General features: G+C 62.5%; 5 protein-coding genes and 1 pseudogene. 5 read left to right on the top strand and 1 reads right to left on the bottom strand.

The genetic code is table 11. The features are described 5' to 3' along the window. A pseudogene (locus tag CHEJ32_RS25640) lies at positions 1-8,310 on the bottom strand (DUF11 domain-containing protein); the annotation flags it as partial. A gap of 505 nt (positions 8,311-8,815) precedes the next feature. Between CHEJ32_RS25640 and CHEJ32_RS0121190 the strand changes: the two are divergent. From CHEJ32_RS0121190 to CHEJ32_RS0121170, 5 genes are all read left to right on the top strand, one after another. Next, positions 8,816-10,450, top strand: coding sequence for an ABC transporter substrate-binding protein (locus CHEJ32_RS0121190; RefSeq protein ID WP_028035573.1), 1,635 nt, complete (start codon positions 8,816-8,818; stop codon positions 10,448-10,450). A gap of 103 nt (positions 10,451-10,553) precedes the next feature. Further along, positions 10,554-11,567: an ABC transporter ATP-binding protein gene (locus CHEJ32_RS0121185; protein ID WP_028035572.1), complete on the top strand. Its 1,014-nt coding sequence runs from the start codon at positions 10,554-10,556 to the stop codon at positions 11,565-11,567. Continuing rightward, positions 11,564-12,544, top strand: coding sequence for an ABC transporter ATP-binding protein (locus CHEJ32_RS0121180; RefSeq protein ID WP_028035571.1), 981 nt, complete (start codon positions 11,564-11,566; stop codon positions 12,542-12,544). Before CHEJ32_RS0121185 ends, CHEJ32_RS0121180 begins: the two co-directional genes overlap by 4 nt. An 18-nt stretch (positions 12,545-12,562) precedes the next feature. Next, complete coding sequence (locus CHEJ32_RS0121175) at positions 12,563-13,489, top strand: ABC transporter permease (RefSeq protein ID WP_028035570.1); 927 nt, start codon at positions 12,563-12,565, stop codon at positions 13,487-13,489. 19 nt (positions 13,490-13,508) lie between these two features. Next, on the top strand, positions 13,509-14,390 hold the full coding sequence (locus CHEJ32_RS0121170; RefSeq protein WP_028035569.1) for an ABC transporter permease: 882 nt from the start codon (positions 13,509-13,511) through the stop codon (positions 14,388-14,390). Positions 14,391-14,395 lie beyond the last annotated feature (5 nt).

Below are 14,395 nucleotides of genomic sequence, written 5' to 3'. Positions count from 1 at the left end.
CGTATAGGTGAGCGTCTCGCCCGGCTCGGCCACGCCGGCCACGAGGCCGCTTTCAGCCGAAAGCTGCTTCACCGGTGTCGCCGTCCCCGGCGTCGGGGTGGTCACGCACTGGTCGGGCGCCGTCGCGCANTCGGGTTCCGGATCGCCNGTCCTGTAGGCGACGTTGCCGATCTCGGTCACACCAGCGGGGATCGGGTCNGCGACGGTGACCTGATAGACCACCTCCACCGTGCCATTCGCCGGCACGACGATGCCGTTCCAGGTGAGCGGGTCGGTTCCGACCGGCTCAAGGGCCACACCGCCCACGGTGGCCGAACCGGCAACATAGGTGACGTTGTCGTCGATATTGTCGGTCAGGTCATAAAGGGCTGCCGCCGCATCCGGATTGGTAAGCGTCACCGTATAAGTGAGCGTCTCGCCCGGCTCGGCCACGCCGGCCAACGAGCCGCTTTCCGCCGAAAGCTGCTTCACAGGAACCGCCGTTCCAGGCGTCGGGGTGATGACGCATGCCTGCGGATAGGCTTCACAACTCTGCGTCGCGGCATTGCGGATTTGGACAACGCCAGCCGGGAGCGGGTCGGCAACCATCACCTGGTATTCGACGACGACCGTATCGTTTGCCAGGATCGATATTGCAGGCCAGACAAGCGGATCGCTGCCCGTCGGCTCAGTAGCCACACCGTCGATCGCGGCGGAACCCGCCACATAGCTGGTGTTGTCATCGATGTTGTCGACCAGGTCATAGAACGCGTCGAAGCTCTCCGCGCTCGTCAGGGTCACCCGGTAGGTCAGCGTCTCGCCCGGCTCTGCCACACCATCGAGCCGGCCGTTTTCGGCGACCAGTTCCTTTACCGTGGCCACCAGCGGATAAATGTCGCGGTCCCGGGCGATGTTGTTGTCCGGGTTCGGATCATAGGAGTCCGGAGGGCTCGCAACGGTTGCGGCGTTTATGATTTCGCCGGTCTTGGATGCATCCACCGGGATGGAAAGCGTGAAGGTGACGGAGCCGTTGACCGGGAGATCTACCGGGACATCGGCAATCGCACCGGAACCGCTCGCGACACCGCAGCTTGCACCATTAACCGGTGTGCCGCAGGTCCAGCTTGCGCTCGTGAAGCCGCTGGGCAGCGGATCATTGACGAGCGCGTTCGCCACATCCGTTGGACCGTGATTGCTCACGACGATCGTGTAGATCAGGTCCGCACCCGGCACATAAGTATTGCTGCCGTTCGTCTTGGTGATCTCGAGATCGGCTTGGTCGATGGCGGGTATGACGACGCAGGCATCAGGATTGGCCGTGCAGTCGTCCGTGGCCGCATTGCGGATTTCGGTGACGCTCGGATCCAGCGGATCATCGACGATCACCTGATAGACCACGTCGATGGTGCCATTGGCTGGGACGACGATGCCGTCCCAGACGAGCGGATCGCTCCCGACGGGCTCAAGGGCTGCGCCCCCGACGGTGGCCGAACCGGCGACATAGGTGACATTGTCATCGATGTTGTCGGTCAGGTCGTAAAGGGCTGCCGCCGCATCCGGATTGGTCAGCGTCACGGTATAGGTGAGCGTCTCGCCCGGTTCGGCCACGCCCGCCACAAGGCCGCTTTCCGCCGTCAGCTGTTTGCTCGGCGTCGCCGTGCCCGGCGTCGGTGTGATGACGCACTGGTCCGGTGCCGTCGTGCAATCGGGCTCCGGATCGCCGGTCCGGTAGGCAATGTTGCCGATCTCCGTCACCCCGGCCGGGATCGGATCGGCCACCGTGACCTGGTAGACCACGTCGATGCTGCCATTCGCCGGCACGATGATGTCGGCCCAGGTCAGCGGATCCGCAGTGAGCGGCTCGACCGCCGCACCGCCGACTCTCGCCGAACCGGCAACATAGGTGACGTTGTCGTCAATATTGTCGGTCAGGTCATAAAGCGCTGCCGCCGCATCCGGATTGGTGAGCGTCACCGTATAGGTGAGCGTCTCGCCGGGTTCGGCCAGACCGTCGACCAGGCCGCTTTCTCCCGACAGGCTCTTTACCGGCGTTGCCGTGCCCGGTGTCGGGGTGATGACGCACTGGTCCGGTGCCGTCGTGCAATCGGGCTCCGGATCGCCGGTCCGGTAGGCAATGTTGCCGATCTCCGTCACCCCGGCCGGGATCGGATCGGCCACCGTGACCTGGTACTCGACGATGACGGAGCCGTTCGCCGGTACGATGATGTCGTCCCAGGTGAGCGGATCGGCGGTAAGCGGCTCGCGGGCGGTGCCGCCCACCGTCGCCGAACCCGTAACATAGGTGGTGTTGTCGTCGATGTTGTCGGTCAGGTCATAGAACGCATCGAAGCTTTCCAGGCTCGTTAGCGTCAGCCTGTATGTCAACGTCTCGCCGGGCTCGGCGACACCGGCCACAAGGCCGCTCTCGGCCGCCAGTTCCTTCACCACACGGATCTCGGCCTCACCGGTAACGTTCGTGAACAGGCACTGGATGTCGGATTGCGGGCGCACATTGGCCGCCGGAATCGCGATCACCGGCGACGTGAAGCTGCCGATCACCGTTGGATTGCCGGTGTTGCCTGCGTTCTGGTCGGTGCAGACCGCGGACTCCGCGCTCCAGTCGGTCGGCACCACCTCGCTCAGGACGAGGTCCCTGCCGGGAACCGAATTGTAGGCAGGCGACGCGACCGGAGTGCCGGCCTCGGTCGTCGTCAGCGTGGTGTTGGGAACGGCAGTACCGTTCGCCTGCACCACATTGGTCATGTCGATCTGGAAGCTGCCCGTCCCCTCCTCGCTCACCTTCGAGACCGTCAAACAGGCCGGACGGGCAAAGAGCAGGTTGGCGATATGATCACCGGAAACGACGTTGCTGGTCGTGATGGTGATGGAGGTGAGGGTTCTGGTAGAATTGCCTCGCAGCGCACCGGCCTGCTTGACGTCGCCCGAGGGATCGAAGCTCAGGACGCCCGTCGAGCCGCTCCAGAGCATCTGGCCCCATGCATCGGACCTCCAGCCTGGCACCAGGGAGAAATCGGCAACACTTGCCGTGCCTCCGGCCACGCTGATGGTAATCCTGGCCGGCGTGGTCCGATACTCCTCGGCGCCGACATCCGCGACGGCAAACTCGATCCAGTCCGCCGGGATGGGCTGCGCGAAAGTCCAGCGGAAGGTGTAGTTCCCGCCATAGGTTCCCCATGGACTCCCGGGATTCCATCCGTTGGGGGCGCCGGACTTCGTGACCGTTCCGGTGACGGGCAGCGGCGCCGAGCTAAACGTCGTATTGCCCAGGATGCGCACCGGCGAGCACGCCCCCGACGTGGGAGGCGGCGCCATCGTGTTGGTGTCGCTGTCCTCGTTGTTGGAAAGGTCGGGATCCGTCATCCCCTCCGGCACCGTCACCGTCGCCGTGTTGGTGAGATCGCCCGAGTAGCTCGCTGGCACGGCCATCGAGAGCGTGTAGGTGACGGACGAACCCGCAGGCAGGTCGGCGGTGGTGTCGATGCCGCCCGTGCCGCTTGCTGCGCCGCAGACCGCGCCGCCGGTCTCGCCGCCGCAGGTCCACGTCGCATTGGATATGCTGGCGGGAAGCGGATCCTGCACCCGCGACCCCATCGCATCGTCCGGGCCGGCGTTGCTGACGACGATGGTATAAGTGGCGTCGAAGCCCGGCACAAAGGTCGTCTGGCCGTCATCCTTGGTGATGGAAAGGTCTGCCTCCACCATCTGCTCGTTGGTGAACAGGCACTGGATGTCGGCCTGCGGGCGCACATTGGCCGCGGGAATCGTGATCGCCGGGGAAGCGAAGCTGCCGATCACCGTCGGATTGCCGGTCGTGCCCGCATTCTGGTCCGTGCAGACCGCCGTGGCGAGGTTCCAGTTGGCCGGCACAACCTCGCTCAGGACGAGGTCCGCGCGCGTATCGGCGGCGAAGTACATCGGCGAGGAAACCGCCGTGCCAGCCTCGGTGGTTGTTAGCGTGGTGCTGGGCACGGCAGTTCCGTTCGCGGCGACAACATTAGTCGTGTCGATCTGGAAGCTGCCGATACCCTCCTGGCTCACCTTGGAAATCGTCAGGCACGGCGGACGGACGAAAAGCTGGTTGGCAATGTTGTCGCCAACTCCCACGCCGCTGGACGTGATGGTGATGGAGGTGACCGTATCGGCGCTGTTGCCCTGCAGATATCCCGACTGCCGATATGGCCCGCCGGGAACATAGCGAAGAGCGCCACCCGAATAAGTGAGATCGCCTTGAACAAGGGAGAAGTCAGCCGGCGTGGCCGTACTTCCACCTCCCAAGCTGATGGTAAAGACTGGCGGCTGCGCATTGTAATTGGCAGTGCCGGTCTGGTTGACGTCTACGACGGCGAAACGGATCCAGTTGGCTGGAATCGGCTGCGAGAAGTTCCAGCGAATGCTGTAGTCTTCGCCGCCCTGCGTTGCCCAAGGATTGTCGGCCTGCCAATTGCTTGCAGCGCCAGACCTTGTCACTGTGCCGGTGACCGGGAACGGGGCCAGCGTGAAACTGTTACCCGCCGTCACCACCCGCGGCGAGCACACGCCCGAAGTGGGAGGCGGCGCCTCGGTGTTCGTGTCGCTCGCCGTGTTGTTGCTGGTATCGATATCCGGTGAGCCTGCCGGCGCGGTCACCGTCGCCGTGTTGGTGAGATTGCCGCTGTAGCTTATCGGCACGGCCATGCTCAACGTGTAGGTGACAGAGGCTCCGACCGGCAGGTTCACCGTGGTGTCGATGGCACCCGTTCCGCTTGCCTGACCGCAAATTCCACCATTGGTCTCGCCACCGCAGGTCCAGGTGGCGTTCGTGATGCCCGCCGGCAGCGGATCGCTAACCGCCGCGTTCTGGACGCCGAACGGGCCATTGTTGGAAACGACGATCGTGTAACTGACGTCGAAACCGGGGGTATAGGTCGTCGCCCCGTCATCCTTCGTGATGGCGAGATCGACCGGGAACTCCAACGGCGACGTCGCGCATTTCGCGCCGTCATTGCTGCCAGTAGGCGGCGAGTCCGAAATCAGGGTCGCTGCGCCTGTGGTGAGATCAAACTGATAGAACCCGCCGGCATTGCTGGCGCCGAACACGCCGTTCGAGGCACCGAACATGGCGCCGAAGTAGACCGGTCCTGCGACCGGACCAATCACGCTGACGGCACCCGTCTGCGGATTGATCGTCGCTAGCCGCTCCGCCGTATCGGTATGCGTCGTGTAGAGCAGGCCGTTGTGCCAGGCCATATCGCCGCTGTTGACGGCCTGGCTCAGCGTGATGAGCTGTGCCGTCCGCGTGGTAACGTCGATGCGGTAGAGCTGATTGGTGTTTTGTATTTTGACGTAGTAGCTGCCGTCGGGAGCAATTTCACCGGATTGGTAGTAGCCATTGGGAAGGCCGGTCACAGCCCCGAGGCTTTGAGCATTACCGTCGCTACCGATACGGAAAAGTGTCGTAGGAGTGCCGCCAAGCGCATAAATGTAGCCATCCTGCGGATGCCGGCCCGCCGCATTGTAGCCCGTCGAAGCTGAACCGATCGGAGTGTATAGGAAAGGATTGTTCGAGGTGTCGAACTGATAGAGCTGCGTGGGCACGCCCTGCGTCAGATACATGCTCGCATCGCACATGCCGAAGCCCGGCTGTCCTTCGTCCGTATCCGTCGCCGTGTTGTTGCTGGTATCGGTATCCGGCGACCCCGCCGGGCTCGTCACCGTGGCCGTGTTGACGAGATCACCGCCAAAGGTCTCTGGCACCGTCATCGTCAGCTGGAAGGTGACGGAGCCGCCCACCGGCAGGCTCACCGGCGCATTCGCGATCGCTCCCGTGCCGCTTGCGACGCCACAGACGCCGCCGTTCACGGGCGTGCCGCAGGTCCATTCCGCATCGGTAATGCCAACGGGCAGCGCATCATTGACCAGCGCGTTCTGAACGCCGAACGGGCCATTGTTGGAAACGGTGATCGTATAAGTCGTTTCGCCCGGCGCGACGACCTCGCGGCCGTTATCCTTGGTGATCGCCAGATCGACGGGGAATTCCATGGGCGAGGCCGCGCACTTCGCGCCGTCATTGTTGCTGGAACCCGGCAGATCCGAGATCAGCGTTGCTGTGCCAGTCGTCAGATCGAACTGATAAAAGCCGCCGCTGTTATTGCCGCCAAAGAGTCCGTTGCTCGCGCCGAACAACGCGCCGAATAAGGCAGTCGTCTGGCCGGTCGGACCGACACGCGTGACTTGACCGCTTGTAGGATTGATCGCGTAAAGAGTGGTGGTGAAGTTTTGGTTGTCGACCGTGTAAAGCAGGCCATTGTGCCACGCCAGATCGGCTATCGACAACGCCTGGCTGAGGGGTACGCTCGTAGCAGTTTTCGTGCTTAGATCGATCCGGTAGAGTTCATTGGAGATCACCTGCGTCCGGACGTAATAGCTCCCATCGGGGGCAATTTCACCAGCGTTGTATGCGCGGCCGGCCACCTGAGGGAGGTTTGTTACTGCGCCCAGATCTACGACGCTGCCATCGCTGCCGATGCGCAGAAGGCTATTCGCGGAAGATATGGCGTAGAGGTAATTATCGCCCGGGTTAAAGGCAACGGCGTTGTAGTTGAAAGACGATGTCGCTCCGACCGGCTGGACGGTGATCGGATTTGACGACGTATTGAATTGATAAAGCCCGGTCGGCTGGCTCTGCGCCAGATACATCGTAGACGTGCAGGACCCGAAGCTGGGTTGAGGCGGCGACAGCGAATTCGTATCGCGGGCGGTGTTGTTGCTGTCGTCGATGTCGACGACGCCTGCCGGCGCGGTGACCGTGGCGGTGTTGGTGAGCGTCACGCCGGCGTAACCGGCGGGCACGCTCATGTTCAATGTATATGTGACAGAGCTTCCTGCCGGCAGGTCCGCCGTCGTGCTGATCGCCCCGGTTCCGCTCGGAGCGCCACAAGCCGCGCCGCCCGTCGCGCTGCCACAGGTCCAGCTTGCGGTGGTGATACCGGCAGGAAGCGGATCGCTCACCTGCGCGCCGAGCGCGTCGGCAGGACCGTTGTTGCTGACCACAATGGTGTAATTGAGCGTGCCGCCGCGGGTGAAGGTCGACTGACCGTCGTCCTTGGTGATGGAGAGGTCGACATCTTGATCGTCGTCGACGATCGTGTAGGTGGATTGTGCGATCGCAGGGGCACCACAGGTCTGCGTGCTCAGAACCGTATAGTCGGACGAATTTGCGTCCAGTTCGAAGATAATCGTCTCGTCATCTTCGCTAGAAGTGTCATCGATGATCTCGACACCCAGCGGGAAGGCAGTGCCGGCATACTGGCCGGCCGGGATGATCACTTGAAAGCTACTGGTGCCGCTCGGTGTCGTATATTCTGTCCCGAGTGTAGCGCTACCCCCCACGACATTCACGGTGATCGGCGTCGGCACCGGAAAGCTGCCGCTGACAACAATCTGAGGGATATTCCCTCCATTTGCCTCGGCGTCTGAACCGCTCGCCGTCGCGAATTCCACGAATGGCTTCAGATCCAAGCGGACATCGTCCAGGAAGTTCCCTACGCTTGCCCCGTCAATCGCTTGGAATCCGACCGTCTGCATTCCGGTCGCGCCAGTCCATGTGAAATTGCCGGAGTAATTGGCCCAACCGTTCACATTGCTGGTGACGCTGGCCGATCCAAGTCCGACGGAATTGACCGTGCCTACGCCACCTGAAGTCGTTGTGGCGGTCATAATGGGCTGGCTGCCGGACCCCGATGGATTGGTTCCGATATTGAACTGCATCTGGTTGGTGGCGCCGCGACCTTTGTGAGCAAGGCTCCAGTTCACCGCGTCACCGCTCACGAGGCAGACATTCTGGTAGAGACGGGAAGGCGTGAAGGCGTTCAGCTCCGCATACTGCGAGCCGGAGGCCGGGTTCGTGATAAACCCTCCTAAATCCTGAATCGTTCCTTTGAAGATCTGAATGCCGCCTTCGATAGGCGGTGCGGCCTTGTGCCCGCCACAGGTGCCGTGAGTGGTGGCGTCCCATGTACCGTTGAAGGTCGGCTCAGTGGTTTCCCAACCCGGGACAATGGCGTCCTCTCGTATAGACCAGCAATTGTTGCTCGGCAGGACGGGCTCTTCAAAGCCCAGGTTGATGAAGCTTCGCTGCACTTGCGCCTGCGCTGCGTTGGCCCAAAGCAGCGGGGCAGATAGAGCTGCGAGCACAACCCACACCGTTGCGGGACGACTGCGGCGCCATGCATTTATACCAGCTTCGTCCGTTCGACGCGCAGCGTGAATGCCGAGAACATTGCAATCGAAAACACCACGCACGACATCGCGCAGCGAAATTGGCTTTCGCATGAATGGCCCCCACACATGTTGCCGTGGTGGAGGTTATTTCACCGCTCTCCCCCACCCCGCGCGTGCCCGAAATTGGACTGCACCGCGGCGAGAGGTAGACACAAATAAGGCAAGGCGTCTTTCAGAATTTTTCTGCCCTATCAAAAATCTCATGTCTTTTTCACGGAAGGGCGCTGTTTTCTGCGGAGCTGGCGTAAATAGGCCTCGAACAGAGCAGACCGACCGGCAATGCGGCGAGACATTCGGGCCGCCGGCTGCATCATCCTTGGAGCGCAGCCAATTTTTCTGATGAATATCTCATCTGCATCAGGGGATTTTCCACAGTATAATCGTGAATCTCTTGTATTCGTATTCTTCTATATTTCGTCTTCTCTTCCAAGATCTTCCATTGAATCGAATGTCATGAATGTTTCACAAGAGCTTTATGAAAGTGCCATGTGGATCATCCAAATGTGCGGCGCATTCGGCTTCGGCCACGGTCTGGCTACGCAAAGGAGACTTCCGCATGTTTTCGCTCAATCGCAGGCGCGCGCTTGGCCTGCTCGGCGCAACCGCGGGCAGCATGGTTCTGCCCCGCTTCGCAATCGGCCAGGCGGCGCGGCCGTCCGTCACCATTGCGGTTCAGAAGATCACCAACAACAACACACTCGACATCTGGTACGAGCAGTCCAATGTCGGCGAGCGCGTGTTCTTCCCGAACCTCTGGGAAGGCCTGATCCTTCGCGACTGGATGGGCAACCAGGGTCCGGTCCCCGGACTTGCCACCGAATGGAAGCGCATCGACGACAAGACGCTCGAGCTCAAGCTGCGCCAGGGCGTCAAGTTCCATAATGGCGACGAGCTGACGGCGGACGACGTGGTCTTCTCCTTCTCGAAGGAGCGCGTTTTCGGAGATACGGAGCCCGCCGGCGGCAAGACCATCTTCGCCGACGATCACAAGCCGGCCACCGTCAAGGAACTGCCCGCTTCCGTTCCGGGCGTCGGCCGCCGCCTCTGGCCCTCGCTGGCCGGCATCGAAGCCGTCGACAAGTATACGGTACGCCTGCACAACGCGACGCCGGATGTGACGTTGGAAGGCCGCCTCTATTCCGGCGGTAGCCAGATCGCCAACCGCCGCGCCTGGGACGAGGCACCTTCCTACACGGAATGGGCCCGCAAGCCGATCACCACCGGACCATATATGGTGGCCGAGTACAAACCGGACGTCTCGCTCACGCTGGTTGCCTTTGACGACTATTGGGGTGGGCGCCCGCCATTGGAGCAGATCCGCTTCGTGGAAGTTCCCGAGGTCGCTTCGCGCGTCAACGGTCTTCTCTCCGGCGAATACGACTTCGCCTGCGACCTGCCGCCGGATCAGATCGGCGCCGTCCAGTCGGCGCCAGGCTTCGAGGTCCAGAACTCCACCATCTGGAACCATCGCATTTCGGTCTTCAACACCGAGAACCCCATCCTGGCCGACCCGCTGGTGCGCCGCGCGATGACCCATTCGATCGACAGGCAGGCGATCATCGACGCGCTTTGGGCCGGCCAAACGGTCATTCCCGCAGGCCTGCAGTTTGAATCCTTCCGCGCTACCGACATGTTCATCGAGGGATGGACCCCGCCGGAATTCAATCCGGAACTGGCGCGAGAATTGTTGAAGCAGGCCAATTACAAGGGCGATCCGATCCCCTATCGCCTCCTGAACAACTACTACACCAACCAGACGCCCACCGCGCAGGTTCTCGTCGAGATGTGGAGGCAGGTCGGCCTCAATGTCGAAATCGAGATGAAGGAGAACTGGGGCCAGATCCACGATCCGGCAGGCGTAAAGGGCGTTCGCGACTGGTCGGCATCCAACACCATCAACGATCCGATCACGCCGATGGTCGTGCAGTTCGGCCCGAACGGAGAAGTCCAGCAGAAGAAGGACTGGACCAATGCCGAGGTGAACGAGCTTTCCGTGGTGATGGAAACATCGACCGACAAGGAAAAACGCAAGAAGGCCTTCGCCCGAATGCTCGAAATCTGCGAGCGCGAAGATCCCGTCTATACGCTCCTGCACCAGAACGCGGTCTTCACGGGCATGAAGTCTTCCTTGAAGTGGAAGGCGGCGCCTGCCTTCGCGATGGACTTCCGCGCCTCCAACTGGACCATGTGATCGACCTTCGATCCCGACGCTCCGGCGGAAACGCCGCCGGAGCTTTTCTCCTTTTCAAAGACACCGCGGCCCGGCCGCGGATCTAACCAAGCGTGGGAACGGTATGAACACTGTCACCCCCAATCTGGTGGAACTGCGCGACCTGAAGGTCGCCTTCGATGGCGTCCAGGTTCTGCACGGGATCGATCTCGACGTGGGTCATGGAGAGGCGGTCGGCCTGGTGGGAGAATCGGGTTGCGGCAAATCCGTCACCTGGCTCGCCGCGCTCGGCCTTCTGCCCGGGAAAGCGAGCGTCACAGGCTCTATCCGGCTCGAGGGAGACGAATTGTCGGCGGCGCCACGGCCCACGCTCGAGAAAGTGCGCGGGAAGCGGATCGCGATGATCTTCCAGGATCCTTCGAGCTCGCTGAACCCCGTGCTGCGCATCGGGCGCCAGCTGACCGAGGCGCTTACGATCCATCGCGGCCTGACCGGAGAGTCGGCCAAAGCCGAGGCCCTGCGCCTGATGGACCTGGTGGGCATACCGGACCCCCGAAGGCGTTTCGATCAATTCGCGCACGAGTTTTCCGGCGGCCAGTGCCAACGGCTGATGATCGCCATGGCGCTTGCCGGCGAACCGGAACTGCTAATCGCCGACGAGCCCACCACGGCTCTGGATGCGACGATCCAGGCACAGATCCTCGACCTTCTCGTTCAACTCCGATCCGAAACGGGCATGGCGCTGGTCTTCATCAGCCATGATCTTGGTGCCGTCTCGCAGGTCTGCGAGCGCGTCTGCGTGATGTATGCCGGCCGGATCGTGGAACAAGGCTCCGTCGATCAACTCTTCGGTGCGCCGCGGCACCCCTATACCCGTGGGCTGTTCGACGCCATTCCGCGGCTTGACGGCCCGCGCCAGAGACTGGTTCCCATCCCCGGCACCGTGCCCAACCCGAAGGAACTGCCGAGGGGTTGTGCTTTTTCGCCCCGATGCAGGCACGCAACGCAATTTTGCCTGACGAACAAGCCGCGCCTCCTGCTTCAGCCGGATGGCCGCAGCCTGGCCTGCACCAATCCCATCGAAGCTGGCCGGGAAGGCGCCGTCCAAGCGAAAATCCTCGAAGAAGCGATCCGATGAAGCCATTGATCGAGGCGAGAAACCTCGTCCGCATCTACGAAATGCGGAAAGGCCCGTTCAGCCGTCCGCAGCCAGTGCGCGCCGTGGACGACATCTCCCTGTCCGTCGTACCGGGCGAGACGCTTGGAATTGTCGGCGAATCCGGCTCCGGCAAGTCGACGCTCGGGCGCATGCTGCTCGGCATCGATGCCGCGCAGGGCGGCGAAATCCTGTTCGAGGGACGTCGAATGCCGCCGCTTCGCAGCCCCGAATGGCGTGCGCTGCGCGCAAGGATGCAGCTTGTCTACCAGGATCCGCTCGCAGCACTCGACCGCCGCCTCACGATCGCGGCGCAGATCGGCGAGCCGCTCGACATCCATCAGATCGGCAGCACAGAAGAGCGCACCGCACGCATCCGTGAGCTGATGGATGCGGTCGGCCTCCGTCCCGATCAGGCCGGGCGCTACCCGCATGAACTTTCCGGCGGCCAGCGCCAGCGGGCGGTGATCGCGCGCGCCTTGGCGACACAGCCTTCGCTGCTGGTCTGCGACGAGCCGGTATCGGCTCTTGACGTCTCCATCCAGGCCCAGGTGGTCAACATGCTGCGCGACCTGCAGGAGCAGAACGGCATCGCAATGGTGTTCATCAGCCACGATCTGAAGGTGGTCCGCAACATCGCAGACCGCGTGGCGGTGATGTATCTCGGCAAGATCGTCGAGGAAGGATCGTCCGATACGATCTTCCACTCTCCGCGCCATCCCTACACGCAGGCGCTCGTATCGAGCATGCCCGTCCCCGGCAAGCGGCTGGAGAGCCGCGTCATCCTGCAGGGGGAGCCACCCAATCCAGCGGCGCGTCCGTCCGGCTGCGCCTTCCATCCCCGCTGCCCGCTCGCAACCGACCTCTGCCGCAGCAAAACGCCTCCCCTTCAGCAGATCGACGCAGGCAGAACCGCTGCCTGTCACGCTGTGGCCAGCCACGCCGCCCTGGCAGCGTAAGGGGAACAGGAGACAGCAATGGTTCAGTTCGTCCTCACAAGGCTTCTGCGGGCGGTGATCACGATTGCCGCCGTGGTCACCTTCGCCTTCGTCGTGCTGCGCATGTCGGGCGATCCCGCACAGGTGATGCTCGGCCCCGACGTGCCGCAGGAATCCGTGGACGCCTTCCGGCGTGCATGGGGGTTGGACCAGCCCCTCTGGATCCAGTACCTTGCCTATATCAAATCCATCTTCACGGGCGATTTCGGTGTGTCCATGCGTGACAAGGCACCGGCCATCGATCTGGTTCTGGAGCGCGTGCCCGCCACGCTCCAGCTCACCCTGCCGGCCCTCCTTCTCAAGCTGCTCATCGGCATTCCGGCCGGCGTCTATGCCGCTTTTCATCGTCAGAGCGTCACCGATCGCAGCGTGATCCTCCTTTCGATCCTCGGCTTTACCATTCCCTCCTTCGTTCTCGGCTTGATCCTCGTCCTCGTCTTTGCCGTCACTTTGGGCATGCTTCCCTCGGGCGGACAAGGCACATGGGCTCACACGGTCCTCCCCATACTGACGATGAGCATCGGCGGCATCGGCATTCTGGCCCGCTTCTCCCGCAGCGCCATGATCGAGGTGATGGGCCAGCCCTTCATCCGCACCGCTTCGGCAAAGGGCCTCAAATGGCGCGACGTCGTTTGGGGGCACGCCCTGCCCAATGCCGCAATCCCGATCGTTACGATCGTGGGCTTCATGGTCGGCTCCCTGATTGCCGGCGCGGTGGTCGTGGAATCGATTTTCTCCTGGCCCGGGATCGGCAGGCTTCTAGTGGTCTCGGTAACCAATCGCGACCTGGCCGTCGTTCAATGCATCCTGCTCATCATTGCCGCCGCCATGGTGATTTCAAATCTGGCCGTCGACCTTCTCTACGGCTGGCTTGACCCGCGCCTGCGCTCGCGCGCCGCCCATTAGCGCCAGGAGGAAGAAAGAGATGTCTTCGGTAAATCTTGCAGACAGGCAACTTTCGCCTCGGCCCGCCCTCGGCTTCATCTCACGAATCCGCCGCCAAGTGCCGGTTTCGGTAGGGCTCGGCATCGTCTGGCTCGCGGCCATGGTGCTGATCGCCATCCTGGCCGATTGGCTGCGGCCCTACGGCATCACCGCCATGGACCTCACCAGCCGTCTTGCACCCCCGGGCACGCCTGGCCATTGGCTAGGAACGGACGAGCTTGGCCGAGACGTGCTCTCGCGCCTCATCCAGTCGATCCGCGTTTCGCTCGTCATCGCATTCGGCGCGACGATCATCTCGGCGGTGTTCGGAACGGCGCTCGGCTTCGCGGCCGCCCAGTTCCGCGGGATCGTGGAGCATCTTGTCCTCGTGCTTGCCGATTTCCAGGCGGCCCTTCCCTTTCTCATCATGTCGCTCGCGGTCCTTGCCTTTTTCGGCTCCTCCATGATGCTCCTTGTCTGCCTTATGGGCTTCTATGGCTGGGAGCGATATGCCCGTATCGCCCGCGGCCTGGCCATTTCGGCGGGCGCGCAGGGCTATGCCGCTTCGGTCGTCCAGCTCGGGGCTACCCCGGCTCGGGTCTATTTCCGGCACATCCTGCCCAATGTCGCCTCGACGCTCATCGTATCGATGACGCTTACCTTTCCTGAGATCATCCTCATGGAGAGCGGCCTCTCCTTCCTGGGCCTCGGCGTGCAGCCTCCGCAAACCAGCCTCGGCAACATGGTCGGGTTCGGAAGAGAATATCTGACCAATGCGCCCTGGATCATGCTGGCGCCTGCCGCCGTCATCATGCTGACGACGCTTGCCATATCGCTCGTCGGTGACTGGCTCCGTGACAAGCTCGATCCCACTATCCGCTGAAGAGT

Origin of the sequence: Chelativorans sp. J32 (genome assembly GCF_000518985.1) — a bacterium.
Lineage (GTDB): Bacteria > Pseudomonadota > Alphaproteobacteria > Rhizobiales > Rhizobiaceae > Chelativorans.
The sequence above is the reverse complement of the archived record's forward strand: the minus strand, read 5'-3'. Positions and strand labels throughout refer to the sequence as shown.

Bases quoted from the DNA above. Each gene is read 5' to 3' on its own strand.
- CHEJ32_RS0121175 (WP_028035570.1), top strand. From the start codon at position 12,563: ATGGTTCAGTTCGTCCTCACAAGGCTTCTGCGGGCGGTGATCACGATT.
- CHEJ32_RS0121170 (WP_028035569.1), top strand. From the start codon at position 13,509: ATGTCTTCGGTAAATCTTGCAGACAGGCAACTTTCGCCTCGGCCCGCC.
- CHEJ32_RS0121185 (WP_028035572.1), top strand. From the start codon at position 10,554: ATGAACACTGTCACCCCCAATCTGGTGGAACTGCGCGACCTGAAGGTC.
- CHEJ32_RS0121190 (WP_028035573.1), top strand. From the start codon at position 8,816: ATGTTTTCGCTCAATCGCAGGCGCGCGCTTGGCCTGCTCGGCGCAACC.
- CHEJ32_RS0121180 (WP_028035571.1), top strand. From the start codon at position 11,564: ATGAAGCCATTGATCGAGGCGAGAAACCTCGTCCGCATCTACGAAATG.